The sequence below is a fragment of the Mycobacterium kansasii ATCC 12478 genome (assembly GCF_000157895.3).
GTDB classification, from domain to species: Bacteria; Actinomycetota; Actinomycetes; order Mycobacteriales; family Mycobacteriaceae; genus Mycobacterium; species Mycobacterium kansasii.
Genome location: NC_022663.1, coordinates 3,354,339 through 3,379,761, shown reverse-complemented (window position 1 = coordinate 3,379,761; position 25,423 = coordinate 3,354,339). Strand labels below are relative to the sequence as shown.

25 protein-coding genes are annotated in these 25,423 nt (G+C 66.0%); 14 read left to right on the top strand and 11 right to left on the bottom strand.

Annotation, left to right across the window (positions count from 1 at the left end):
* Positions 1-22: 22 nt before the first annotated feature.
* Entirely contained in the window at positions 23-793 is a 771-nt protein-coding gene (locus MKAN_RS14770) for a DUF2127 domain-containing protein (protein ID WP_036395002.1), read from the bottom strand.
* Between the two features lie 294 nt (positions 794-1,087).
* On the opposite strand from MKAN_RS14770, the gene MKAN_RS14765 reads away from it, so the two are divergent.
* The 4 genes from MKAN_RS14765 (at position 1,088) to MKAN_RS14750 (ending at position 4,901) form a co-directional block, all read left to right on the top strand.
* Positions 1,088-1,900 (top strand): SDR family oxidoreductase, encoded by an 813-nt coding sequence (locus MKAN_RS14765; RefSeq protein ID WP_036394999.1) that lies wholly within the window; start codon positions 1,088-1,090, stop codon positions 1,898-1,900.
* Entirely contained in the window at positions 1,901-2,215 is a 315-nt protein-coding gene (locus MKAN_RS32765) for a DUF222 domain-containing protein (protein ID WP_023369275.1), read from the top strand.
* A 128-nt stretch (positions 2,216-2,343) separates the two neighbouring features.
* A complete protein-coding gene (locus MKAN_RS14755; RefSeq protein WP_023369273.1) occupies positions 2,344-3,330 on the top strand; it encodes an AAA family ATPase in 987 nt (328 codons plus the stop codon).
* A 128-nt stretch (positions 3,331-3,458) separates the two neighbouring features.
* Positions 3,459-4,901, top strand: a complete 1,443-nt coding sequence (locus tag MKAN_RS14750; protein ID WP_232336961.1) for a DHA2 family efflux MFS transporter permease subunit — start codon at positions 3,459-3,461, stop codon at positions 4,899-4,901.
* A gap of 57 nt (positions 4,902-4,958) precedes the next feature.
* On the opposite strand, the gene MKAN_RS14745 is transcribed toward MKAN_RS14750, so the two are convergent.
* A complete protein-coding gene (locus MKAN_RS14745; protein WP_023369269.1) occupies positions 4,959-6,680 on the bottom strand; it encodes a PE family protein in 1,722 nt (573 codons plus the stop codon).
* A 146-nt stretch (positions 6,681-6,826) separates the two neighbouring features.
* On the opposite strand from MKAN_RS14745, the gene MKAN_RS14740 reads away from it, so the two are divergent.
* Positions 6,827-7,984 carry a Zn-dependent alcohol dehydrogenase gene (locus MKAN_RS14740; protein ID WP_023369267.1) on the top strand — a complete coding sequence of 386 codons (1,158 nt, stop codon included), beginning with the start codon at positions 6,827-6,829 and terminating at the stop codon, positions 7,982-7,984.
* A gap of 712 nt (positions 7,985-8,696) precedes the next feature.
* Here the strand turns inward: MKAN_RS14740 and MKAN_RS14735 are convergent.
* Positions 8,697-9,350 carry a TetR/AcrR family transcriptional regulator gene (locus tag MKAN_RS14735; protein WP_036394995.1) on the bottom strand — a complete coding sequence of 218 codons (654 nt, stop codon included), beginning with the start codon at positions 9,348-9,350 and terminating at the stop codon, positions 8,697-8,699.
* 149 nt (positions 9,351-9,499) lie between these two features.
* On the opposite strand from MKAN_RS14735, the gene MKAN_RS14730 reads away from it, so the two are divergent.
* The 3 genes from MKAN_RS14730 to MKAN_RS14720 all read left to right on the top strand — a co-directional run bounded on the left by MKAN_RS14730 (position 9,500) and on the right by MKAN_RS14720 (position 12,139).
* Complete coding sequence (locus tag MKAN_RS14730) at positions 9,500-10,159, top strand: TetR/AcrR family transcriptional regulator (RefSeq protein WP_036394870.1); 660 nt, start codon at positions 9,500-9,502, stop codon at positions 10,157-10,159.
* Positions 10,159-11,136, top strand: coding sequence for an LLM class flavin-dependent oxidoreductase (locus tag MKAN_RS14725; protein ID WP_023369261.1), 978 nt, complete (start codon positions 10,159-10,161; stop codon positions 11,134-11,136). Before MKAN_RS14730 ends, MKAN_RS14725 begins: the two co-directional genes overlap by 1 nt.
* A 196-nt stretch (positions 11,137-11,332) precedes the next feature.
* On the top strand, positions 11,333-12,139 hold the full coding sequence (locus MKAN_RS14720) for a polysaccharide deacetylase family protein (RefSeq protein ID WP_036394992.1): 807 nt from the start codon (positions 11,333-11,335) through the stop codon (positions 12,137-12,139).
* A 36-nt stretch (positions 12,140-12,175) separates the two neighbouring features.
* Here the strand turns inward: MKAN_RS14720 and MKAN_RS14715 are convergent, their stop codons facing one another.
* The 4 genes from MKAN_RS14715 to MKAN_RS14700 form a co-directional block, all read right to left on the bottom strand.
* The gene (locus MKAN_RS14715; RefSeq protein WP_036394990.1) at positions 12,176-13,372 is read right to left on the bottom strand and encodes a PPE family protein; all 1,197 of its coding nucleotides are present in this window, start codon (positions 13,370-13,372) and stop codon (positions 12,176-12,178) included.
* Between the two features lie 220 nt (positions 13,373-13,592).
* Complete coding sequence (locus tag MKAN_RS14710) at positions 13,593-14,765, bottom strand: CaiB/BaiF CoA transferase family protein (protein WP_023369255.1); 1,173 nt, start codon at positions 14,763-14,765, stop codon at positions 13,593-13,595.
* A complete protein-coding gene (locus MKAN_RS14705) occupies positions 14,765-15,352 on the bottom strand; it encodes a UGSC family (seleno)protein (RefSeq protein WP_023369253.1) in 588 nt (195 codons plus the stop codon). Before MKAN_RS14705 ends, MKAN_RS14710 begins: the two co-directional genes overlap by 1 nt.
* A 32-nt stretch (positions 15,353-15,384) precedes the next feature.
* Positions 15,385-16,497 (bottom strand): hypothetical protein, encoded by a 1,113-nt coding sequence (locus MKAN_RS14700; RefSeq protein WP_023369251.1) that lies wholly within the window; start codon positions 16,495-16,497, stop codon positions 15,385-15,387.
* A 100-nt stretch (positions 16,498-16,597) separates the two neighbouring features.
* Between MKAN_RS14700 and MKAN_RS14695 the strand changes: the two genes are divergently transcribed.
* Complete coding sequence (locus tag MKAN_RS14695; protein WP_023369249.1) at positions 16,598-17,548, top strand: LysR family transcriptional regulator; 951 nt, start codon at positions 16,598-16,600, stop codon at positions 17,546-17,548.
* Here MKAN_RS14695 and MKAN_RS14690 read toward each other — a convergent pair.
* Entirely contained in the window at positions 17,545-18,150 is a 606-nt protein-coding gene (locus tag MKAN_RS14690) for a TetR/AcrR family transcriptional regulator (protein WP_023369247.1), read from the bottom strand. The genes MKAN_RS14695 and MKAN_RS14690 overlap by 4 nt on opposite strands.
* Positions 18,151-18,215: 65 nt before the next feature.
* On the opposite strand from MKAN_RS14690, the gene MKAN_RS14685 reads away from it, so the two are divergent.
* From MKAN_RS14685 to MKAN_RS14675, 3 genes are all read left to right on the top strand, one after another.
* The gene (locus MKAN_RS14685) at positions 18,216-19,046 is read left to right on the top strand and encodes an alpha/beta fold hydrolase (RefSeq protein ID WP_023369245.1); all 831 of its coding nucleotides are present in this window, start codon (positions 18,216-18,218) and stop codon (positions 19,044-19,046) included.
* Between the two features lie 113 nt (positions 19,047-19,159).
* A complete protein-coding gene (locus MKAN_RS14680) occupies positions 19,160-19,540 on the top strand; it encodes a hypothetical protein (RefSeq protein WP_036394868.1) in 381 nt (126 codons plus the stop codon).
* 151 nt (positions 19,541-19,691) lie between these two features.
* On the top strand, positions 19,692-21,080 hold the full coding sequence (locus MKAN_RS14675) for an acyltransferase family protein (protein ID WP_080674242.1): 1,389 nt from the start codon (positions 19,692-19,694) through the stop codon (positions 21,078-21,080).
* 57 nt (positions 21,081-21,137) lie between these two features.
* Here the strand turns inward: MKAN_RS14675 and MKAN_RS14670 are convergent, their stop codons facing one another.
* Complete coding sequence (locus MKAN_RS14670; protein WP_023369239.1) at positions 21,138-21,608, bottom strand: MarR family winged helix-turn-helix transcriptional regulator; 471 nt, start codon at positions 21,606-21,608, stop codon at positions 21,138-21,140.
* A gap of 77 nt (positions 21,609-21,685) precedes the next feature.
* Between MKAN_RS14670 and MKAN_RS14665 the strand changes: the two genes are divergently transcribed.
* Positions 21,686-22,627, top strand: coding sequence for an extracellular catalytic domain type 1 short-chain-length polyhydroxyalkanoate depolymerase (locus MKAN_RS14665; RefSeq protein ID WP_042312388.1), 942 nt, complete (start codon positions 21,686-21,688; stop codon positions 22,625-22,627).
* A 37-nt stretch (positions 22,628-22,664) separates the two neighbouring features.
* Here MKAN_RS14665 and MKAN_RS14660 read toward each other — a convergent pair whose 3' ends face one another.
* Both MKAN_RS14660 and MKAN_RS14655 read right to left on the bottom strand, forming a co-directional pair.
* Positions 22,665-23,657 carry an ABC transporter ATP-binding protein gene (locus tag MKAN_RS14660; protein ID WP_023369235.1) on the bottom strand — a complete coding sequence of 331 codons (993 nt, stop codon included), beginning with the start codon at positions 23,655-23,657 and terminating at the stop codon, positions 22,665-22,667.
* A gap of 4 nt (positions 23,658-23,661) precedes the next feature.
* Positions 23,662-24,711: an ABC transporter permease gene (locus MKAN_RS14655; protein WP_023369233.1), complete on the bottom strand. Its 1,050-nt coding sequence runs from the start codon at positions 24,709-24,711 to the stop codon at positions 23,662-23,664.
* 333 nt (positions 24,712-25,044) lie between these two features.
* On the opposite strand from MKAN_RS14655, the gene MKAN_RS14650 reads away from it, so the two are divergent.
* Positions 25,045-25,422, top strand: coding sequence for an STAS domain-containing protein (locus MKAN_RS14650; RefSeq protein ID WP_023369231.1), 378 nt, complete (start codon positions 25,045-25,047; stop codon positions 25,420-25,422).
* The last annotated feature ends 1 nt before the right edge of the window (position 25,423 follow it).

The following is a 25,423-nucleotide window of genomic DNA, read 5'->3' as shown; positions in this document are numbered from 1 at the left end:
CGATCCTGCTCGTGCGACGCCATCAGGCCGTCATGGCTGCGCGTTCCAGGTCGAGCAACTGCTCGCCGTGCCGTTCTTCCTCATATGCCTGGCGGCCACCGCGCAGCCCGAACAACCGCTTCGAGATCAACAGGTACAGCACCGCAGCCATATTGATGGTGAAGGTCACCACCCGGGTCATGGTGATGCCCTTGGTCAGGTCATGGATCTCCAACGGCAGGAACAGCGAGGTGGCCACCACCGCGAAGTATTCGCCCCAACGCTTCAGCAGCCATAGGCCCACGCCCTCGACCACCTGCAAGACCGCATAGGCGGCCAGCATGAACGTGATCAGCGCCAGCGTGGAGGGCTTTGCGGCCAGCGCCTTCTCCAGTTCGTGTATCGCCGACATTTGATCGACTTTGAACCCGGCCGCCCGAAAGACCGGCAGGTCGCGATCGAGGGTGGCTTGAATGGCTCCACGTGCCCCGCGAAACTCCCACACCGCCCACGCGGCGAGACCGAGTACCACGGCCCGAAACAGCCGCTCGACCGCGAGCACCCGGATGATGATGGCCTGGCGTAACGCCTTGCCCCGCATGATCAGTGGTGCGTCTTCGGGACGGCCCCGTCCATGCGGCTCACCGAGGGTGAAGTCGCCGCAGCGAAGACAGCGCCAGACATCACCGAGCTTGGTGGTGGCGCTCAGCCGGTCTGCCAGTGCCTCGTCGTCGGGTGCATAGGTCGCGTGCCCGCTGACCGCACACGCAATCAGCTCCCACCGGTTCACGCCACGAGTTTCGCGCTTGGCCACGAGCCGATCATTCAGTGCGGGTGGCGAGCCGCGCAAGACAGCGCGCACACCTCCCGGCAGTTCCGGTCGGAACCTCGACGAGCTGCCCGGACGCTGGACGTCCGGACCCACCGCGCCGAAGAGGCCGGCCAGTTCGCCGACACCGTTCTCGGCGAGACACGGTCCCATCACAGCGGCCGTGTCGGTGTGCGACACACGAGGCCGCACCATCGAGCACGTCTAACTTAGGTTTGACCACCTGCGGCGGTGACCGGCCATCGCAGTTGTCTCCCGAACGGAGGTAGTGACATGGCTGTGCATCGCGACGTGTTGACCGTCATCGGTGTCGGCGGCATCGGTGAGGCGATTGCCCGGCGGTCTGGCTCCGGCAAGACGGTGCTCCTAGCCGACAACAACGACACGACGCTGGCATCCGTCGTCGAATCCCTCTCCGCTGCAGGCCATCAGGTGCTGGGTCACAGTGTCGACGTCGCGTCAGCGGAATCAGTTCGAGGGCTCGCCCAGTACGCTGCCTCCCTGGGCAATGTCACACAGGTGGCGCATACCGCCGGGCTCTCCCCGGCGCAAGCTTCGGCGCAAGCAATCCTGGCTGTCGACCTGCTCGGCGTTGCGCTGATGCTGCAAGAATTCGGCGAGGTCGTCGCGCCGGGCGGCGCGGGTGTGGTGATCGCCAGCATGGCGGGCCACCTGGTCCCGCCGCTGACCGCCGAGCAAGAGCACGCGCTGGCCCACAACCCACCGGGTGACCTGCTATCGCTCGACTTCGTCAGCCGGGTCGCCGAACCGGCCTTTGCCTACCCGATCGCTAAGCAGGCCAATCAGATTCGAGTGCGTGCCGCGAGCGCGCAGTGGGGCCGCCGCGGAGCAAGGATCAACTCGATCAGTCCCGGCATTATCTCGACGCCAATGGGGCAACAGGAACTGGATTCCGCCGTCGGCGACGGCATGCGGGCGATGATCGCCAGGTCGGGCACCGAGCGCATCGGTACCCCCGACGACATCGCAGCGGCGGCGGCCTTTCTGCTGGGCCCGGACGCATCCTTTATCACAGGTATCGATCTGCTGGTCGACGGTGGCGTCATCGCGGCGGTGCGGTCGGGCAGCTAATTGGCGCCCGCGCTGCACGACAAATCCGTCGTGTTGCTGGGGTTGTCGCGGATAGGTGGGCAGATCGGGTGCCCGGCTGGGTGGACCAAGCCACCCGAGCGCGCCGAAGCCCAGCTGGCCCGCCAAGCCAGCCAGTTTCGCCGCGAACAACTCGCCGAGCTGGCGGCCACGCTCGCAGATTGGCTCAACCCCGACGGCACCTACCGCTTATCAGCGCCCTTCCCATCCATCAGCGGCCGGATGCAGAGGCGGCCGACCCGGCGGCATGCGCCGATCCACATCGCCACATCCAGACGCCGACTTATCCAGACGTAGGGTGCAACCTGGTGCTAAACAGGGTTCGTGCATCGTTTTGCTCGGCATCCACTTCGCGCTCAACGCGCATCCGGCGATGTCGGACATCGAGCCATAGAGGCGAACTACACCGGCGTGGGGAGGCCGTCGTGACCCACGGAATGGTGCTCGGCAGGTTTTTGCCGCCCCATGCCGGCCACGTCTATCTTTGTGAGTTCGCGCACCGGTGGGTGGACGATCTGACGATCGTCATCTCGGTACGGGCCCGAGATCCGATATCGGGCAGCCAACGCTTGGCGTGGATGCGCGAGCTGTTCCCCTTCGATCGCGTGATTCGTCTTTCCATGGAGAACGTGAAGCATCCGTCGGAGCAACCGCCGTCGCGGGCAGTGTTGAAGGCGAGTTTGGAGAAAGTTCTCACGGTACGTCCCGACTTCGTCTTTGCTTCCGAGCCCTATGGCGCGGACCTCGCCCAAATCCTCGGTGCGCGTTTCGTGTCAGTCGATCAGGCTCGCGCAGTCGTTCCGGTCAGTGCAACCTGCATCCGCACGGACCCGTTTGCGCACTGGCAGCACATCCCACGCTGCGTGCGGCCCGCTTTCGTGAAACGGGTCAGCATCCTCAGCGCCGATCCCACCGAGGCAGGCGCCCTCGCCAGGGCGCTCGCGGAAAAACTGGGGACGAAATGGGTTCCCGAATGGTCAGGGACGCCAAGGGATTTGAACGGTGACTCGCCGGCGGGCGTGGATTGGACCGAAGTCGTTCGCGGACAGATCGCTTCGGAGGAAGCCTTGGCGCGCGACGCCGATCGAGTACTGATCTGTGCTACCGATCCGCTGGCGACCACCGTGTGGGCCCAGTTGCTGTCGGGAAGCTGCCCGCAGGAACTCCACGAATTGGCCCGGCGCCGCTACGATCTCACCCTCCTCATGACGCCCGATTCGTCGTCGGACACTGCCGGTGTGATTTATCCGCTCAACGCGGGTGTCGACTTCGTCGGCCGCTGCGAGCGCGCTCTGCGCGCGGTAGGACGACCATTCGTCGTTGTCAACGGTGGTTGGGAAGAGCGGACTGCGGCGGCCCTGCGCGCTGTCGAAAAACTGACGCCTTCCCACCGCGCGCGGGAATTGCGGTGATACGCCGCCCGGACGGGCGGCGACCCGACCCGCCCTCGCACTCCGCGAGCCGAGATCAGCGCAGCAATGCCGACAAGCTGGACGCCAGGCTGTGGTGGATAGCAGGTGTGTGCGTCCTGGGCTCATTCATGAATCTCTTGGACACCACCGTTGTCACGGTTGCACAACGCACGTTCGTCACCACCTTCGGCTCGACCCAGGCCGTTGTTTCCTGGACGATCACCGGTTACACGCTCGCATTGGCCGCCGTGATTCCGCTGACTGGTTGGGCAGCCGACCGATTCGGTACAAAACGAATCTTCATCGGTTCCGTTGTCGCGTTCACACTGGGCTCACTGCTGTGCGCGGTCGCACCAAACATCACCCTGCTGATCATCTCTCGGGTGCTGCAGGGCTTCGGCGGTGGCATCCTCACGACGCTGACCCTCACCATCGTGAACCGCGAGGCAGGTCCCAGACGGGTCGGCCGCGTGATGGCTGTGCTGGGGATCCCGATGGTGCTCGCGCCAGCATTCGGGCCTGTCTTGGGTGGTTGGCTCATCGACAGCTACAGCTGGCAGTGGATCTTCTGGATCAACCTGCCGGTCGGTGTGGTCGCAATCGGCCTCGCCGCAATCGTATTGCCCGACGACGACTCGGCACCGTCGGAAACCTTCGACGTCATCGGGATGCTGCTGCTGTCACCGGGCCTGCCGGTGCTGTTGTACGGGATGTCCGAAATCCCAAACCGCGGCACCGTGACCGACGGGCACGTCTGGATACCCCTGGCCGTTGGTACGGCGTTGATCGTCGGGTTCGTCTTTCATGCCCTCTACCGGTCGGATAAGCCCCTGATCGACTTACGCCTGTTGACCAACCGAGCGTTCACGCTCACCAATGTCGCCATGTTCTTCTACATCGTGTCCACGTTCGGCGCCGGGGTGCTGTTTCCCAGCTACTTCCAGCAGCTGCTGAACCAGACACCGTTGCAAGCCGGGATGAGCGTTGTCCCTCGAGGAATCGGTGCCGCGGTGAGTATGCCGTTGGCGGGAACGTTGATGGACCGACGCGGCGCTCGCGGGGTTCTTGTCATCGGCGTCGCGCTGAACGTCGCGGGCATGGGTGTCTTCGCTTACGGCGTTGCCCACCAACGCGAGTCCCTGCTGCTGCTGCTGGCCGGTCTGACCATGTTGGGGCTGGGCATGGGCTCCACCCGGATGCCGCTGGTCGCGGTGGCCATGCAGACACTGGCCCCAGATCAGATGGCCAGGGGTTCGACGATGGTCAAGGTCAATCAGCAGGTGGCAGCCGCGGTGGGGACCGCGCTCCTGTCGGTGATCCTGACCGGCCAGCTCCATCAACCGGTGATGTCGCAACAGCTTTCCCGGAGCGACCTTTCGCACGCCTACACCGCAGCGCTTGTGGTGGCGGTCGTACTGGTGGGATTGACTTTCATACCGCTGGCATTCTTGTACCAGAGGCCGAAAGCCATGGTGCCGAGGCACACGTCATCGCACCGAATCACACCAGAACGGGGCGAGCCCGGTGGGGCCGTGCAGCCCAGCGGGCGGTCATCTCCCGGTACTCACTGACTCGCTCGCTCTTGCGCGGCCTTCGCAACCGGCGTCTCTCGTCAGGCACCCTCGAGGTCACGGCGCGTCGAAGTTATGCAGGGTCTGATTTGTCCCCTCACTCACCGTGACGTAGCCGGCCCCGTCCGGATGGAAGGCGATCGCCTCACCCTGGGATTCATTCGAAACCGCCGGTCCCATAACGGGCTGCCGGCTGAACGGCGACCAGGCGCTGCTGTTCGGGTCCCGATTCCACAGCAGCACATCGCGATAGGTGCGGACCGCCAATTCCGAACCGTCCGGTGAAAAGTCGGCGCTGGTGACGAGTTTCGAGTTGGTATGCGCCATGTCCAGAGTCGCGACTTGTTGCAGCGTCGTATCACCGGAACTTCCCCACGCAGTTGCCGGAGCGGCATAGACGCGGGAACTGTTGGCACTGGTCTTCTCGATGACCATCAGGTTGCCCGAACGCGGATCGACGGCCAGCGACTCGGAATTGATCTTTTCTCCATTGGGATAGACAAGTCGAAGCTGATCGACTCCCGTCAACGTTGTGTTCGTGGGGTTGGTCGCCGTGCCGGTCACCGTCGGCTCGGCGACGCGGTAGATGACGACGTCGCTGCGCGACAATCCGTTGTCGCCGATGTCGCCGACATAGATGTAGGACTTGCCGTCGGCTCCGGTGGCGACCTCGATGTCTTCCCAGTCGACAGCTTTCGCACCACCAAGCGTGTAGCTGCCCAAGGTTTGACCGGTCTTTGCGTCAACGGCGAAGATTCGCGCCGAGTCCCCCGAATCATTGTGCACCCAAACAACCTTCGGATTTCTGATGCCGGCGTCGACGCCCGATATCTCCTTGAGGGCACCGTCGGTGATGGTTCCCCCGTTCGACGAGGCGAGGTCGCCGGAACGGGCCGCGTCGACCGCGTTCTGACCGGGATCAACCGGCCCGCCGGGATCCGACGGTCCACCCGGATTGCCGGGCGCACTGACCTGGGTGCCGGGGGACCCGGTGGAACCGGCATGGCCGGCCAGTCGTCCACCGGCGCCGCCGGCTCCGCCCGGGCCCGGGTCGGCACCCGAACCGCCCATGCCGCCGTTGCCGCCGTCGCCGATCAGCTGCGCGGGGCCACCGACACCGCCGGCGCCGGCCGCGCTGCCCGGCACACCGGCCCCGCCGGTGCCGCCGCTTCCGCCGTTGCCCCACAGCGCACCCCCGGCGCCGCCCCGTCCGCCGGGCGGGGCCCCCGAAACGCCCGAAGCGCCCGCAACACCGGCGCCGCCTCGGCCACCGGCGCCGCCGTTGCCGATCAGACCGGCGCTGCCGCCGTTACCTCCGGCCTGACCGGGCCCGCCCGATCCGCCGTCGCCGCCATTGCCGTACAGCAACCCGCCCGGCCCGCCGTCGTGCCCGGAGCCGGGTGCCCCGTTGGCACCGTCACCGACCAGCGGACGGCCCAACAGGTTCTGTGCGGGCGAGTTGATCAGGTTGAGCGCCGCCTGCGCGAGCGGATTGGCATTGGCCGATTCGGCGGCCGCATACGATCCCGCACTCGACGTCAACGACTCCACGAACTGCTGGTGGAAATCGCTGACCCGCGCGCTCAGCGCCTGATAGTCCCGGGCATACGCGCCGAACAGTGACGCCACCGCCGCCGAGACCTCATCCGCAGCGGCTGCCGTTATTGCGGTGGTTGGCAGCGCTGCCGCGGTGGTCGCGGAATTCAGCGCCGCGCCCATAGTTGCCAATTCGCTCGCCGCGGACGACAACAGCTGTGGAACCGCCACCACGTACGACATCGCCGTTCCTCCACCAAACTATGTAATCAATCGCTTGATAGTATCGGTATCTAGCCTTTCGCGGTGTCGTTATCAAGCAAGTAATCAATCGATTGATAGTATGTCGTCCCGCCGTTCCGGGGAGCCATGATGGATGCGAGGGATCCATGAGAAGCCGCGCCGCGATTCTCTATGAGTACGGCCGCCCGTGGACGGTCGATGAGTTCGACCTGGATCCGCCCCGTTCCGGCGAAGTCCTGGTGCGTCTCGCGGCCACCGGGTTGTGCCACTCCGACGAACACATCCGCCAGGGCAGGCTGGCTCCCCCAGCAGAAACCCTGCGCTCCCTGGGACTCCCGGCAATGTCGCCGACGATCGGCGGACACGAAGGCTCGGGCGTCGTGGTCGACATCGGCGAGGGAGTCCGGCGCTTCGCGCCCGGCGACCATGTGGTGACGTCGTTCGTCGCCGTGTGCGGTCAGTGCCGATGGTGCGCCTCGGGCATGGAATACCTCTGCGACACCGGAGCCGGGACGCTCGCACCCGGCATGCCGACCGACGGCACTTTTCGGCACCACACCGTTGACGGGCGAAACCTGGGACACATATCCAAGATCGGGGCGTTTGCCGAACACACCGTTGTGTCGGCCGATTCGCTGGTCAAGATCGATCCGGGCTTTCCGTTGGTGCCCGCCGCGCTGCTGGCATGCGCGGTTCCGACCGGATACGGTTCGGCGGCCCGTCGCGCCAGGGTGCGCGGTGGGGACACCGTGGTGGTGATCGGCGCCGGCGGGATCGGCACCGCGGCCATCCAGGGCGCGCGGATCAGTGGCGCCGCCCGCATCGTCGCCGTCGATCCCGCCGAATTCAAGCGCACCTCCGCGCCGACATTCGGTGCCACCCATGCGGTGGCGACCGCGTCGGAAGCGCTCGAGTTGGTACGCGAACTAACCCGCGGTGTGATGGCCGACGCCGTCGTTGTGTCCCCCGCGATGATAGAAGCGGCCGACGTCGACGCGGCGCTGAAGCTCACCCGCAAGGGCGGCACCTGCGTGCTCACCGGCCTGCCAGCACCGAAGACGTCCTCGGTCGACGTCGCGTTGCAGGAATTCATATTGATGAATAAGACGTTGTGCGGCACGGTATTCGGCTCCTGCAATCCCAAGAGCGACATTCCACTGCTGGCCACGCTGTACGAATCCGGGCGACTGCTCCTCGACGAAATGGTTACCAAGCGCTACGCGCTAGCCGAAATCAACGACGCCTACGCCGATCTCGCCGCCGGCGAGCTGATCCGCGGAGTTATCGACTTCGACCTGGGCTGAGACGCGCTCGGTCCCGCGTTTCCCAACGGGCAGGCGGTGGTTCATCAAAAGTGCCCGCCGCAATCACCCGGCGGGACGCTTCTCATAGGCTGTGTCGGCTCGAGTCGGGCGACGTCCGTCACCTGTCGACTCACATGCTCACCGGGTCGAATGCTGCCATGCTGCCGTATCGAGCGTGCTGCCGTATCGAGCGTGCTGCCGTGCTGCCGTATCGAGCGTGCTGCCGTGCTTGCCGTATCGAGCGTGCTGCCGTGCTGCCGCATCGAGCGTGCTTGCCGTGCTGCCGTATCGAGCGTGCGGTTACGGCTTTCAGCGTGCACGCTGGGCGGGGATTTCGCGGTCGGACCGCCATGGCGGCACACTCGACGCCCCCAGCTCACAGTCGACGCCCTGGCGACACACTCGACGCCCTCAGCTCACGCTCGACGCCCTGGCGGCACACTCGACGCCCCCAGCTCACAGTCGACGCCCTGGCGACACGCTCGACGCCCTCAGCTCACGCTCGACGCCCTGGCGGCACACTCGACGCCCCCAGCTCACAGTCGACGCCCTGGCGACACGCTCGACGCCCTGGCGGCACACTCGACGCCCTCAGCTCACGCTCGACGCCCTGGCGGCACACTCGACGCCCTGGCGGCACACTCGACGCCCTCAGCTCACACTCGGCGCGCTCAGCTAACACTCGGTGCCAGCGAGACCGCATCTGCAGCAATCAGGATGACGGGCCATGGTGTGCCGCGGACGTGGAGCCGAACAGCGCGCCTCTGACCAATACCTTGGCCGAGCTCAGCGCCGCCTGGTACTCCTCGGGCGGCAGGGTGGCGGCCAACTCGGTCAACCCGTAGATGAGCGCATAGATCGCCTCCACGGTGGCCCGCGCATCGGGATCAGCGAGTTCGCCGCGCTGATGGGCGTCCCCGACGATGCCCTCGATGATCTCGCGGAACGTCGTGAATCCGCGATCACCCACCTCGGCCGCCGCGGGCCAATCGGAGCTCACGATGTTTCCCGCCCGGATCGCCCACTCGAAGGCGGCCAGATCCGGGTACTCACGCATCAATTGGCCACATTCGTCGAGCACTGCTTCGATCCGCTCGACGATGTCGCCGGGGCCTTGCGCCGCCTTCCGAAGTCGTGGCATAGCGGCCTCGGCCCTAGCCGCGATCGTCGCCTTGATCAGTTCCGACTTGTTCGGAAAGTAGTTGTACAAGCTGGCACTGGTCATGTCGGCCGCTCGGGCGATCTCGCGGATCGTCGCCTGCGAGTAGCCGACCTCGGCCACGCACCGCATCGTCGCAACGATGATGCGCCGACGGGTCTCCTCGCCGCTGGAGCCGACGGGGCGGCCAAGCTGTGCCCGGGTCATGGTGAGCGTGTTCCTCACTGGCATGGTTGCCCGCCCTGGCGGGCGGCATGGTTCGACACGGTCGAATATATTCGACTGATCGATTAGTTCCGGCGTCCGCGCAGGCGGACGGTGGGTGACCGACAGACCAACGGAGGACGCCGCGCGGCATGACCGTTAGCTCTTCTGCGTCGGGGTCTCAATTGGGCCGACCGGTGGGCGCATATGGTGAGCAGACTCGGCAACGGATCATCGCCGCGGCCATGCGCTGCGTTGCCGAGGTCGGCTACTCGCAGGCGACGATCCGCGAGATCGCCCGAGCGGCCGACATGACCAGCGGCAGCTTGTACCACTATTTCCCCAACAAGTCCGAGTTGCTCAACGCGACCGGCGAGGAGATCGAGCAGATCGTGTTGCCAAGGCTGCGTGCGGCCGCGGCCCAGTCCGACGACGTCGTCGACCGACTCGATGCGGTGCTGGACGAGTCGACACGGCTGATTCACGACTACCCACACCTGGCGGCGTTCCTGCGGGCCGTCCGCATAGAAAGCAATGCCCGGTCGTCGCGCGACGGTCCGAAGTATCCGGGCTCCAAGGCGCTGCGCGATGTCGTCAGCGAAATCGTCGCGGACGCGCACCGGCACGGTGCGCTGTCCCCGGACACCGGCCCGACCGGAGCCGTGGAGGCCATCTGCGCGTTGACGCGCGGCCTGTCCGAGCAGGCGGCCAGCTTGGCGCCGGAGGCATACGCAGCCACGCTGGGCTCGGCAAAGAGGCTGATCCGGGGCACGTTGTTCGCGGGCGCCAGCCGCCCGGTCAGCGGGCAGTGATGAGTCTGCTCACCGCACTGCGGCTGAACATGACCAATATCGCCGATCCCGCGGGCCGGCACACCGGTCGCTATCAGGCCGCGCTGGAGATGGCCGAGTTCGCCGATACCCACGGCTTCACCGCCGTCAGCGGCGAGGAACATCATCTGTCCAGGACCGGTTGGCTTCCGTCGCCGCTGATTCTGGCCGCTGCGGTCGCTGGGCGCACTCGCAGCGTGCGGATCAGCATCAATGCCCTCATCGTTCCGCTCTACGATCCGATTCGGCTCGCCGAGGATATCGCCGTGCTGGACAACCTGGCCCGGGGTCGGTTCAGCTTTGTGGCCGGAATGGGTTACCGGCCTGAGGAATACCACGCCGCCGGCAAGGACTGGTCGCAGCGCGGCGCATTGATGGATCGCTGTCTGTCGGTGATGCTCCAAGCGTGGGCCGACGAGCCTTTCGAATATGAGGGCGCACTCGTCAACGTCACACCGAAGCCGCATACCCGCCCCCATCCGATCGTCTTCGTCGGCGGTATGACTGGTGCGGCAGCCAGGAGAGCTGCGCGCTTCGGGTTGCCGTTCTCGCCGCCGATGGCGATGCCCGAACTTGCGGCGGTGTATCAGCAGGAGCTGCGCAACCAGGGCAAACAAGGCTTTGTTTATCACCCCGAAAACGGCAGTACCGTCACCCTGCTGCACCCCGACCCGGACGAGGCCTGGTCCCGTTATGGCAGTTACGTCATGAACGAGACCGCCGAATACAGCGCCTGGAAGCGGTCGGGCGTGCCCCGGCCCAATGAGCAGCCGGCCGGCTCGGTCGAGGAGCTGCGGGACCTGAACAACGTCGAGATCCTCACGCCCGAGCAGTTGATCGGCCAGATTCGCAGCGGCCGAAAGGAAGTCGTGATGAACCCACTCGTCGGCGGACTTCCGCTCGATGCCGGCTGGGCGAGCTTGCAGCTGCTGACTGATGAGGTCTTGCCCCAGGTCTGACGCGGTCTGATGCCGTGCTCCAGATAACAGAATGCCGACCCCGCCGCGTTCAACACGACATATCGATGCTGGTAATGGTACGGTTCGCTGCTGTGGTGGCCCCGTTCTTCCTTATCGGCATCCCCGATGCGGGTGTGCCCGGTTCGCCACCTGCCCGGTTGCGCGGGCGTTCGATTGCGACCGTCCTATGTCAGAGCTGAATCGTCGCCGCTTCCTGGGATCGCTCGCCGCCGCAACGGTCGTCGGCGTGGGCGCGGCCCGGTGCATGGTCGAGCCGCAGCCGCGCACCTTCGCGCAGACCCCGGTGGCTGCCACGCCGACTTCCGGCCCGACCGTCGCCGGTTTGTTGCCCCCGCCACCGCCGAGTGCGCGAATACGGTTGCCCGGCGGCGGCGTATTGAGCCAGCTTCCCGGTAACGGCGACTTGCTTGCGCTGACGGTCGACGACGGTGTCAATACCGAGGTGGTCCGCGCCTACACGCAGTTCGCCAAGGACACCGGCGTGCGGTTGACATTCTTCGTCAACGGAACATACGACTCTTGGACCGACAACATGGCGCTGCTTCGGCCACTCGTCGACTCCGGGCAGATCCAACTCGGCAACCACACCTGGTCACACCCGGATCTGACGACGCTGTCGAAAAGCGAGATCGCTCAACAGCTCACCCGTAACGACGAATTCCTGAAGAAGACGTACGGCATTGGTGCGAAACCGTATTGGCGTCCGCCTTATGCAAAGCACAATGCCGCAGTTGACGCGGTGGCGACCGAGCTCGGTTATACGGTCCCGGTGCTCTGGTCTGGCTCGCTGTCGGATTCGACGTTGATCACCGAGGAATACATCGTCAAAATGGCCGATCAGTATTTCATCCCGCAGGCCATCGTTATCGGCCATCTCAACCATCTGCCGGTGACCCACGTTTATCCGCAACTCGTCGAAATCATCCGCGCCCGTAATCTCCGTACCGTCACCCTCAACGACGTATTCCTGAGAACGCCGTAGCCGGCACACGCGTAACGCGTTGCTATCGAATGTGTTTCAGCCAGCCGGGTAGCCAGCCGCGCCGACACCCTGCGCGTCCCAGGTGGCCGGCAGCATCGGAGCCCGGGTACTGGCGCCGAACTCGTCACCGACCACTTGGGATGCATAGTGAGTCAACCCTGCGGGCGACGAAGAAGCGACGGTGCCGTGAGTCCCGGCAAATCCCGACGTTCCAGCGCCGGGGGCTACCACCGAGAGCGACGCACCAGAAGCACCCGGTACCAATCCGGCCAGCGCGCCGAGTTGGGGTATCGCCGCGGCCGGTGCGGCAACGGCCCCGACCGCCGGGAAGGCGCCCAGGCCCGCCGCGAAACCGATAGCCGGAAGCATGCCGGCCGACAGGCCGAACGGAAGCGCAATCGACCCGCCCGTTGCGCCGGCGATGACCGCGCCCAACATCGGCCACGTCTGAAAAGCCTGGTACGCCAACGAGTAAAGCATCGGGGCCCATTTCAGGAAGGTGGCGAACGGATCGACGAGCAAGTCATTGATCTTGTTCACCACCGGGTGCACCATCAACATGACCGCCTCGTGAAAACTCCAGGTGTCGGCATCGGTGCACACCTGGCACAGTTCCCACACCCGCATCAGGTCCATGACCACTGCCTCGAGCAGGTGCCAAGGGACCCCCACCGCGGCGGACGCCGCAGCTTCGGCGCCCGAAACGACATCGGGTTTGACCACCACCGGAGCGGGCGTGGCGGGCGGTACCGAGGCCAACGCTGTACCAGCAACTGCCTCATAGACGCACATCGTGGTGGCGGCTTGGGCCCACATCCGCGCATAGTCTGCTTCGTTGAGTGCAATCGGGATCGTGTTGATGCCAAAGAAATTCGTCGCCACCAGCACTGCATGCATGGCGTGGTTGCCGGCCAGTTCGGCCGGTGTCGGCATCGCATCCAGGGCGCTGACGTAGGCAGCCGCCACGACCTCGTGCTGAGCAGCCAGCCGGGCACCGTCCACACTCGTCTCGACCAACCAGGCCAGGTAGGGCAGGTGAGCGTCCGCGTACCACCGGCCGCTGGGGCCCTGCCACGCGCCGGCTTCGACCGTCGCCAACACCGCAGTGAGTTCCTCTGCAACCGAAGCATATTCGTCGCTCAGCGCTGTCCACGCCGCAGCGGCCTCGTGCAGCGGGCCGGGGCCGGCGCCGCTGCTGAGCAACGCCGAATGCACCTCCGGAGGCGTCGCCATCCAGACCGGCGCAGCAAGAACCACTCCCGATGTCACCGCGCAGACTCTCCGATCCCATGTCGACGACAGGCACCCCGTCAATGACCGGAGCAGCCGATTACCTCCGCCGGACTTTAAATCTGACCGAACATAACTGTTGCGGAATGCGGGGTTACCAGAGCATGTCTGTGCGCCGTGAGTAGTCTGTGAGTGAGTTGTCCGGTAGCTGTGTTCCAGGTGATCACGCGGTCTTGCGTCGCGGCTTCAGGCGGGCCACCCAGGCACGGATGTCGTTGCTGTGTTCGCCGAGGCGCGGTGCCCTGGTGCGGTAGGTCACCGGTGTGGCGGATAGCTTGATCGGGCTGGCCACCTGGCGACCGAGTGCGTCGCCGTCCTCGGTATTGCGAATCGGGTGCAGGCCCAGCCGCTCGGCCAGGGCAATGGCTTCGGCGATGTTGTTGACGGCGCCGGCGGGAACTCCGCGTGCCGAGAGGGTCTTCGTCCAATGCTCGGCCGATTCGGTTGCCAACGCGCCTTCCAGGTGCTCGCGCAACGGTGCGCGATTGCGCACCCGCAATTCGTTGGTGACGAATCGCGGGTCTCGGGCCAGGCCGGAGATACCCAGCGCTTCGCAGAGCCGGCCGAATTGCTTGTCGTTGCCGACGGCGAGCACGATCGTCCCGTCGCCGGTCGGGTAGCTGTCGTAGGGGGCGATGCTGGCGTGTCCGTTGCCCATTGCCCGCGGAATCTGTTCGGCCAGAACGAAACCGGCCGACTGGTTGGCCAGCGCAGACAGTAGTGCCGACATCAGATTGATCTCGACATGTTGGCCACGCCCGGACCGGTCCCGCGCGCGCAGCGCCGCGAGGATGCCGACCGTGGCAAACAGGCCCGCCAGGACGTCCACCAGAGCGGCGCCGACCTTGGTCGGGCTGTCGCCGTCGACCCCGGTGATGCTCATCAACCCGCCGAGCGCCTGGACCAGCAGATCGTAGCCGGCCAGTTCGCGTCCCGCCGCGGTACCGAACGCCGAGATGCTGCAGTACACCAGAGCCGGATTCACCGCACGAACCACTGGCTCGTCCAGGCCGAAGCGCGCCATGGTTCCCGGGCGGAAGTTCTCCACCAGCACGTCGGCGCGTTCGGCAAGGGCCCTGGCCACCCGCAGGTCCTCGGCATCGTGCAGGTCGAGCACGATGCTGCGTTTGTTGCGGTTGACGCTCAGGTAGTAGGCGCTTTGGTCCGCGACGAACGGCGGACCCCAGGACCTGGTGTCGTCGCCGCCGGGTGGTTCGATCTTGACGATCTCGGCACCCAGGTCGCCGAGGGTCATCGTGCAGAACGGTCCGGCCAGCACCCGAGAGAAATCGGCCACCAGTAGCGACGAAAGCGGCCGTGCTGCAAAGCCATTCATCATGTCCCGACCGGCCCGAACACCGCCGGCACCTTGCCGTTGCGGCGTGGCACCGGAGTAACACCGAACCAGATCCGAAGGGCTTGCGGAGCGATCTCGGCGGCGCGGCTCTCGAGTTGGTCGAGGGTCAGGCTGCTGATCGGATGGGTGGCGACGGCAGGCTCCAGGCCCGCCATGCCGCGCGATTCACGTTGCAGCTGGGCCTCACGCTCGAACTCCGTTGTCACGATGACCACGGTCGGCACCCCCGCCTGTTCCAGCCGCACCGCGTCGTTGACGCACGCCGAGCAGCATGAGCCGCAGTCGCCGATCGCGGTGAGCGCGATGTCGTTTTCCGCCGCGATCCGCCTGATCAACTCGGGGTCGGCATCCGAGGAGAAATGGCGCTTGTCGTAGTAGGTGACTGAGGTGAATGTCAGCCTGGCGCTTGCTAATTCGCGCACGGTGGCCCGCAATAGTTTGGCGGCGTTCCATTTCGTGTTGCTCAGCACGCCCAGGCGCAGTCCGGCGAACCGGTTGGGTCGAGGGGCCATGGGGATGGCTGCCACCTCGATCGCGCCGCAGGGGTCATAGGCAAAGTCGGTCATCGGGGTTCTCCTTTGTCGAGTTCGTCGGGAATTCACAGGCGGCACGAACCGTCGGAGCACTCGAGGTCGCGTCCGCTTCCGGCGGAGCCGACGACGGAGTCCTCGACGGCACGTAGCACCGGGGTGGTCGCGGTGCTCCAGCCGGGCAGGAAGGCCGAAAACCGGCCCGCGGATCCGCCCGCGACGAACAGGTGAATGTCGTCGGGGGTGAACACGATCGGCACCCGCCGGCCCGACTCGCGCGGATACCACTTCGGCAGGTTGCGGTTGTAGGTGTGCCCGCCCGGTGGTGCGTACCGGTTGCCGTAGCTCACGTCGTCCCAGTCGTTGGTGCCGTTGAGCCACAGGTAGCGACGGACGTCGTCGCGGGTCCAGCCGAACGAGGCGATGGTGTGCGCGTGCTCCACACCGATGACCACCGTGCAGGAGCCGCCGAGCACCGCGTTGTTGTGGGCGATCGTGCTCATCGCCGAGGCGATGGAGTCCAGAATCCCCTGCGGGTCATCGGAAATGTGATTGGTCACGCTGTGCGGGGCTTCGGCCCCGATGACCAGGACGGTGCTGTCGTCCGGGGCGTAACCGTGCTCGACGTGATACGGAGCCCACGGGCTGGCCGCTTCGTTCTCAGCGATGCAGAACGTGTACTTGCCGGGGTGGCCCAGGGTGCTCTTGTCCAGCTCGCCGGGAATGCCGCCGCCGACGGTGAGCATGATCAGGCGAATCGCGCGGCCGATGGTGGCGTTGGCGCGGTTACCCGAACCGAATACGTTGCCGCCGGAGTTCATTCCGATTCGGCGGGCGATCGGCCCGTTGACCACGATCAGCGGCGAGACGACGTGCGTGGTGGCCTGAATGCCGTTGAGGTTGAACCGCGTATCGGTCAACGCCAGCACGGCCGCCCGCACCACGGGGGCGTACTCGGGTTTGCATCCGGCCATCACCATGTTGACCGCCAGCAGTTCCCGGGTCAGGCTGCCCCATCGCGGCGGGATACGCGCCACCAGTTCCCCGGGCTGCCCGCCTAACACGTCCAACACCGCGGCGACGCGCTCGGGTGTCGGCGGAACCACCGGGAGCCCGTCGCTCCAGGGCTGGTTGAAGTAGTACTCGACGAGGTCGCGTTCGTCGGTGAGCACGGCGGTCATGCGGTTGCCTTCCTGGTCTTGGGCGCTTTCGAGACCACGTTAAGGCCGCTGCATCTTCATCGTCCAAGACATATTGGCACATGCAATATATCTTCAACATATGACAGATCCGGAGTTGCGCTTGCTGCGTTACTTCGTGACGGTCGCCGAGGAACGACACTTCGGCCGCGCCGCCGAGCGACTTCACATCGCCCAGCCGCCGCTGAGTCAGCAGATCCAGAAGCTGGAACGCCAACTGGGAGTGGAGCTCATCGATCGCTCCCGCCGCCCGATCGAGCTCACCGACGCCGGCCACGCCCTTCTCGCGGAAGCCACACTGGCACTCACCCACGCCGAGCGCGCCTTTGCCGCGGCGCGCAGGGCCGCCACCGGCCAACTCGGCCATCTACATGTCGGCGCGCTGCAGGCAGCGGTGGACGGTGTCCTGGCATACGTGATGCGCGAACATCGCCGCCGCTACCCCGAGGTCAAACTCGAAGTCGCCGAACTCGATACCGCTGAGCAGACGGCGCAGCTGGTGGCACACCGTATCGACATCGGCTTCCTGCGCGGACCGGTTGACGAGCCGTCGTTGACCATCCAGACCCTTCTGGACGACCCGCTGGCCGCGGTCGTCTGCGAGGATCACGCACTCGCCGGACACCGGCGCCTTGCCCCGTCACTGCTCGCAGACCAGCCGATGATCCTGTGGACCAGAAGTGCGGCGGCTACCACCTACGCTGACGTCGTCGAACTGTTCCGCATGCACCACATCGAGCCGCCGATCGTCGACGAAGTAGCCCGGATTCAGACGATCCTCGCTCTGGTGGCATCCGGTGCCGGAAGCGCGTTATTGCCAACGTCTTTCATCAACCTCAGCCGTAAGGGAGTCCGGTTCATCCCGCTGCACGGCCCGCTGCCGTACCGCCCGCTGGCCCTGGCATGGCGTACCGCCAACCAATCACCGAGTGTGCGTTGCTTTCTCGACGTCGCCGTGGCGGAGTCGCCGCGATACCTAGAAGACCTCAGCCGGCATTATCCACAGCTCGCCGCTCAATCGGCGGAATCCTAGGCCTCCAACAACCCGTCGATGAGCCGTCGCAGCACCTGCCCGATCTCGCGGCGGGCGCGTTGTTGATCCTCGGCGGTGGCGATCGCCATGGCCGCCTCGTCTAGGGCGCCGATCATCACCGTTGCCAGCGGTCGCACCGGTAGCGCAGCCAACTGGCCGGCCCGGATGGCTTCGGTGAGCAACTGTTCGGTCATCCCCAAGCTGTAGCGCTGGGCGACGTCACGGAAGGCGCTCCAGCCCAGCACGGCTGGGGCATCCAGCAAGATCAGCTGCCGCACCTCGGGATCGCCGGACACGTCGAGCCAGGCATCGACCGCGGCACGGATCGCATCGGCGGGCGTGGTGGCTCCCGACGCCGCGACCAGGGTGGCCATCCGGGCCATCACATCATGTTCGACCGCCTCCACTACATCGCGGAATAGCGCCGCCTTGTCGGCGAATTGGTGATACATCGCACCGCGGGTGACTCCCGCCTGTTTGGCGATCTCCGGCGTTCCCACCTCCGCGTAACCCCGCGCGCCCCACAGCGTGCGGGCGGCCGAGATCAGCGCCTCGCGGGTGGCCGCGGAACGCTCTTCCTGAGTCCGCCTCTTGATTTCCATACACCCTGTCGGTAACTTACGAACAGACAGTCTGTTTGTAAGTGTATCTGGATTAGGAGTCATCCATGTCGACGATCGACATTAGTGCCGGGACCATCCATTACGACGTAACCGGACCCGCCAACGGCCGGCCCGTCGTGTTCGTGCACGGGTACATGATGGGTGGTCAACTATGGCGGCAAGTCGCCGAACGGCTTGCCGGCCGGGGTCTGCGGTGCCTGGCGCCGACCTGGCCGCTCGGGGCGCATCCGGAACCGCTGCGTCCTGGTGCAGACCAGTCCATCAGCGGTGTCGCCGGGATCGTCGCCGAATTCCTCGCCGCCCTCGACCTGCAGGATGTGGTGCTGGTCGGCAACGATACCGGCGGGGTGGTCACCCAACTCGTCGCGGTGCACCATCGCGAGCGAGTCGGCGCTCTGGTGCTCACCAGTTGTGATGCGTTCGAAAACTTTCCACCGCCCATCCTCAAGCCGGTGATCCTCGCCGCCAAGTCCAAGCCGCTGTTCCGGGCCGCCATCCAAACCATGCGGGCACCGGCGGCACGCCGGCGCGCCTACGACGACCTGGCCTACGCCGACATCGACGAACTGACCCAGGCCTGGGTGCGGCCGGCGTTGTCCAATCCGCGGGTTGCCGAAGACCTGCGCCACTTCTCGCTGTCGCTGCGCACGGAGGTCACCACCGGCGTCGCCGCCCGGTTGCCCGAGTTCGACAAGCCGGCGCTGATCGCCTGGTCGGCCGACGACAAATTCTTTGCGCTCGAGGACGGTGAACGCCTGGCCGCGACCATCCCGAACGCCCGCTTCGAGCTGATCGAGGGAGCGCGGACATTCTCGATGGTGGACCAGCCAGATCGCCTCGCCGATCTGCTGTCCACGGTGGCCGTGCGCACCTAGCGCGCACCGCGAGCTCAGTCGTCACCGCCCGCCCCACGATCCGGACAAGCTTCGCCGAAAAAGTTGGCGCGGCAGCACCGATACGGTACTGAAACGGCATAGAATTCCGCTTTGTGACGACCCCGTCGAACCCCTGGGGCGACGAACGACGGAGACTCTCGCATCAGCTGCCGATGCGCGATCACTTTTTCGGCCGTCACCAGGCACGACGGCTCAGCCGCCGCTTCGCCCGGGTGGGCGTCGAAATCCCATCGGGACGGCTACGGGAAATGTTGGTCGGTATGCCGGTCTCAGACGACGAAATGACAAGTGTCAGTTTTGCTTTGATCGCCATCCGGATAAACCACGAAAACCGTGTGGCCAAGGTGCGGCGCCTTCAGCGCCGTTGCCGGCAGGCGTTGATCTCGGTCGGCCTGGCCCTCGTCGCGTTGAACTTCCTGCTCTGCATCGGATACCTCTTCCTGACGTTGACCCAGCAGGCGTCGTCGTGGTGAATCACCGCCGCGCCGGACACCGGCCAGCCCACGCTGCTCTGCGGGAAGCGAAGCGATAGCCGCCAGCACCGCACTCCCGGTAGCCGTACCCAGCCGGAAGGGGTAGAACTACGCAGGCCTGGCGGTGCGTCGATCCGCCATGCTGCCCGACATGACAACACTCATCCGCTTTCCCGGCCCCAGCGAACTCGCCGCCCGCACCCCGGCCGACCGCGACCGTGCCATCGACGTCATCCGCATCACGGCCCTGCTTGGAGTCATCGTCGGCCACACGGTGATGGCAATCAGTGTCATCCGCGGTGGCGTACTCATCTGGGACAACCTGCTGACAACCTCGGCGGTGTTCCAGGCGCTGACCTGGATCTTCCAGATCATGCCGCTGTTCTTCTTCGCGGGCGCGGCGGCCTGCCTGACGTCGTGGCGACCAGGCACCAACTGGGGCGACTGGCTTCTGAAGCGCTGCAGCAGGCTGTTTCGCCCGGTGTTCTACTACCTCGGGTTCTGGGTGATCGCCCTGATATCTCTGTATCCGATACTGCCCCAGCATGTTTACCAGCCCGTCGCCGGCATCAGCATTCAGTTGCTGTGGTTTCTCGGCGCCTACGTGCTGGTGCTGGCCGCAATGCCGCTGCTATCTCGAATCACTACCACCGGGCGCCTGGCCGCGGGCGTGGCCGCGATCTACGCGGTAATCGCGGTCATCGACGCGGTCCGGCTGCACTGGCCCGCCGCCGCGGCGCTCGGTTATCTCAACCTCGCGGTCTGGCTCATTCCCGGCATGTTCGGCGTTGCCTACCGCCGCCGCTTGCTCTCCGGGCGCGCCGCGCTGGGCACCGCCGCGGCACTGTTCGCCGTCGACGTCGCGCTGCTTCGGTGGGGACCGTATGAGCTGAGCCTGGTCGGTATCGAAGGGCAGCGGCTGCCCAACATGAGCCCGCCGTCGCTACTGCTGGCCGGTCACGCAATCACGTTGAGCGCGTTGGCCATTGCGGCGGCGCCGGCGATCGCCCGCTGGGCCCGCCGGCCGCGAGTGTGGTGGTTGACCGCAATCGGCAATACCGGCGCCATGACGTTGTACCTGTGGCACATGCCGGTACTGCTGGCGGTGCAGCTGCTCTTCGACACCGCCGGCCACCCCCGCTACCCGGGACAGCCCGGTTTTCTCACGACCAGCGTGCAGCAGCTGCTTCTCATGGCAGCCGTGATGACGATGCTCTTCGTCGTGCTGCGGCCGCTGGAGAACAATCCGCTGCCCGGCTGGGATGGCGCACCCGCCATCACGTCGCGCTGGCGGGGGGCGGTAGTGGGCATGCTGCTGTGCGTGGCCGGGGCAGCGATCCTGGCCGCGGTGAAGTGGGGCCTCAAGGACGACGGGCTTGCCTGCGTGGCCGTCATGCTCGGCGCACTAGTGGCTGCTCGGGCCGCGGCCGCAGCACGCTGGACAGGGCCCGCCGTCAGCGGTTGTCGCCAAGGCGTTCCCGAATTGGTCACGGCTTCAGAAGGATTGGGCGCTCCTCGATGCGGCTTGCGCATGCGCTAGCCGCGATTGAAGCCGGGTACTGTCCACCTTGTACTGCTGTGACGGGGTGGCCTAAACCTAAAGCGACGCCGCGTCGGGAGTCTCGGCGTCGGACCCGGCGAGCAGCATCTGCAAGCTCTTCCGAAGCTCGGCCAGCCGGCGCCGCCCCAGGATCTGTGTCCAGCGCTCTTCCACATCGATTGCGTTGGACCGCATCACCCCAAGCGCCTGGCGACCTCGGGGCGTCAGCTGGACGAGTCGGGCCCGCGAGTCGGCGGGGTCGGGTGCTCGGGTGACATAGTCGTGGCGTTCCAGTGCCGCAACGGCCTGGGCTACCGCCTGCCGGCTAACGGCAAGGCGCTCAGCCAGATCCGAGGCGTGCAGACTCCCGGCGGCCAGCGGCACCAGCAGCACTGCCTGCGCGGGGCGCAACCCGTCGAGCCCGGCCGCGGCGAATGCCGCTCTCAACCGCGGCGCACCGGTTGCGGCCAGTAGTTGCACCAGGGCCGGCACGGTCGGTTCCCACTGGGCATCCAGAAGACGTCGCATAACCGAACAGTGTCGCACTCACCGGCATATTGACAAGTTACTTGTCATTCCGCGGGCGTGGTGTCACCATTGAGCTCATGGCCTCTGGACACGTGTGGGTGCGTATGACGGTGCTGCTGGGCGCGCTGGTGATGTCGGTGGGCGGGTGCTTTGGCCCCGGGCACGCGACCGGAGCCCCCGAGCCGACGACAATTCCCACCGGCCAGTCCAGCCAGAGCATCCGATGGCGTGGCGACAATCGGACTTTCAATCTGTACCGGCCGCAGGAACTTCCCGATGCGGTGCCGCTGGTGGTGATGATGCACGGCGGCTACGGCAACGGTACCCAGGCGGAACGGGCCTATCACTGGGATGCCGAAGCCGACCGGGGACATTTCCTGGTCGCCTATCCCGATGGTCTCAACCGCGCCTGGAATGCCGGGTCGTGCTGCGGCCTGCCGCAACGGACCGACATCGACGACGTCGGCTTCATCACCGCCATGGTCGCCGCCATCGGGCGACAGATACCTCTCGACACCACCCGTGTCTACGCCACCGGCATGTCGAACGGAGCCATGCTGGCGCTTCGGTTGGGTTGTCAGACGGACATTTTCGCCGCCATCGCGCCGGTAGCGGGCACGCTGTTGACCGATTGCTCACGCGCACAGCCGACGTCGGTGCTGCAAATCCACGGCACCGCCGACGAAAGTGTTCCCTATGCCGGTGGACCTGGTAAAGCCCTGACTGCCAACGGAACTCCTCGCGTCGACGGCCCGTCGGTGCCATCGGTGAACGCCACCTGGCGGAGCATCGACGGCTGCGGACCGCCGTCGGCGAGCACTTCGGGGGTGCTGACAACCGAAACCGCCGGGTGCCCGGACGGACGTACCGTCGAATTGATCTCAGTAGCCGGAGCCGGCCATCAGTGGCCCGGCAGTACCCGCGGCCCACTGTTGGAAAGGCTGGGCCTGCCCGAACCGTCGACAGCGCTCGACGCGACCGAAACCATCTGGCAGTTCTTCAGCGGCCACCACCGCTAACGGCACAGCGCTGACGTCGGTTGGACTCGACGCAGCATCAGTCCCCGGCCAGCGCACGGTGCTCGATCAGGTCGCGCAATCCCCCCGCACCGAGGCGCTCCCGGAAGGCCAGCGCCGTATAGCCGACGGCCGTCGCGTCGGTGCGGGCTCGCACGGTCGCCGAACGCGGCAGGTGAAACAGCACACCCATTTCGCCGAAGTAGTCGCCGGGCCCGGCCACTTTCACCAATTCCTCACCGCCGTCGGCTAATTCGTGCACGATCTCGAACTCACCTGCGGACACCACGTAGATCAGGTCGCCCATCGTGCTCTGCTCGAACAGCACCTCGCCAGCCTTCAGTTGCACCGTTTCGGGCGGCCGGTTGGTGTCGGTGAAGTCCGGCGTCAGCTCGACGACACGATCGGCCATGGGCAGCATCCGGCTGTCATGGGTCGCGACCACCACCACCCGGTCACCGTCGGCGAGTTCGCGGATCAGCCGCAACACCTCCTCCACCTGGATGAAGTCGAGGTGTGCGGTGGGTTCGTCGGCCAGGATCAACGGTGGATCCAGCGCAATCGCGCGCGCGACCGCGACCCGCTGTTGCTGCCCGCCACTGAGATCGCCGGGCCGGTGCTTCATTCGTTCGGCGAGATGGACGCGCGTCAAAAGTTCCTCCGCCCGCTTGCGCGAGGCGGCGCGCGACATCCCGGCCGCGCGCATCGGAACCATCACGTTTTCCAGGGCGGTGAGGCTCGGTACCAGATTGAACGCCTGGAAGACGATGCCTACCTTGTCGCGCCGGTATTTCGCCAGCGCGGCGCCCTCCAGCGTGGTGATGTCGACGTCTTCGAACTTGATCGCCCCCGACTTCGGCCGCAGAATGCCGCCAAGACAGGACAGCAATGTCGTCTTCCCGCAGCCGCTGGGCCCGAGCAGGATCACCAGCGACCCGGCCTCCACGTCGAGGTTCAACCCGTTGATCGGCCGCAGTGCATACCCGCCGCTGTAGTACTCGACGACGAGATTCTGGATGCTGAGATCGCCCACCGGCTCAGGGACCTCCGAACGCGAGCGCTGGATCAACGGTCACGACGCGCTTCAATCCGGCAAGGCTGGCCAGCAGGCCGATCAGGGTCGCCACCACCGGCAGCGCCAGGTAGGCCCAGCCGGGGACCGCGACGATCATCGGGAACAGCGGCGCCAGCAGCTTCGACAGGATGACGCCCACCACCGCGGCGAGCAGGGAGACGACCAGTGCCTGCAATGCCAGCCCCGCCATGATCGAGCGCGTCGGCGTGCCGATCGCCTTGAACACCGCGAAATCGCGCAGCCGTTCCAGCGCCGAGAGGTACACCACCGAGCCCACGATCAGTGCCGCCACGATCCACAGCAGCACCGCCACGATCGAGATCGAATTCACCGCAACCCGCAGGGGCCGTACCAGGTCGTGGACCGCGCCCGCGCGATCGTAGGTCTGGTAGCCGTCCGGGAGGTGCCGGGGGGCTCCGTCGACCCCGATGGAGGTGACCATCGGCTGTCCGTTGTAGGCCAGTTGCTGTAACCCCTCGGTGGTCAGGAAGATGTTGGGGATCTTTGCCAATGCGGTCGAATTGGGGACGATGCCAACGATCCGCAAGGTATGCGCACCGACCTGCAAGGTGTCGCCGAGGCGGCGGCCCAGCGTGCTCGAAACCGCCACCTCGTCCGGCTTGGCGGGGGCCCGGCCCTCCGAGATCTGCGGCATGCCCGGGCCCCGCTCGGGTGCGCCGAAAGCGGTGACATTTCGCGTCGATGTGCCCTCTTTCATGATCGTCCCGACACACCCCAGGGGTGCCGCGGCCGTGACACCGGGCTCGGCGGCCACGCGGGCCAGATCAGTGTCGGGGAACGGGGTCGAACCCAGAAACGGCCCCGCCGCGCCGGTCTTGACCACGAATTGGTCCACGCCCATCGAGTCGACGGTGTGCTGGGCCTCGACCCGGAAGCCGTTCGCGAGTCCGGTCAGAACCAGTGTCATCCCGAAGATCAATCCGGTACTGAGGACGGCAATGAAAAGGCGCCGCTTTCTCCATTGCATGTCGCGCAGGGCCGCGAAGAGCATTCCCAGAACCTACCAACGTCCCCGTCATCCCGGTCCAGGTTTGTCCGGGCGGGCCGCGTACCGGGCCGGCGACAGCGTCGAACGCCACAGGTAACATGGGCATTCGGTCGATCCCGGCCCGGGAGAGGATCGCTGGCGGGATCCTCGGGCGCTGTTGTCACGGCGACATCGCGTCGGCGTCGCGGCTCAGCTGTGCAGGATCGACAGGGTTGAGACAACAGCCCCAGGTTTGCCCCAGGCCCGCCCCCAGGCCCACCCAAGGCTCACCCCTGGCCCAATTGTGGTTGTCTGGGAACCAGCGATGTCGCTCCAGCAACGGATGTGAGATGCAGCATGATCGAACAATCTGGCGACCCGGCAACACCGACGGCTTTCGGCGTCCAGCAATCCCAGGCAGATCATGCCGTTGTACTGGCCGTATCGGGTGAAGTGGACATGCTGACCGCCCCGCAGCTCGCCGAGGCGATACAGACCGCGCTGGCTGCCGGCCCCCCGGCCCTGATCGTCGACCTGTCCAAAGTGGACTTCCTGGCCTCGGCCGGAATGACCGTCCTCGTGACCGCCAACGCTCAGGTGGTGGCCCCCACCCGTTTCGCGGTGGTGGCCGACGGCCCGGCCACCAGCCGGCCGATCAAACTCATGGGCATCGACTCCGTGTTCCCCCTCTACCTGACACTTGATAGCGCCCTCAGCAGTCTTGCCGGGGAGTGAA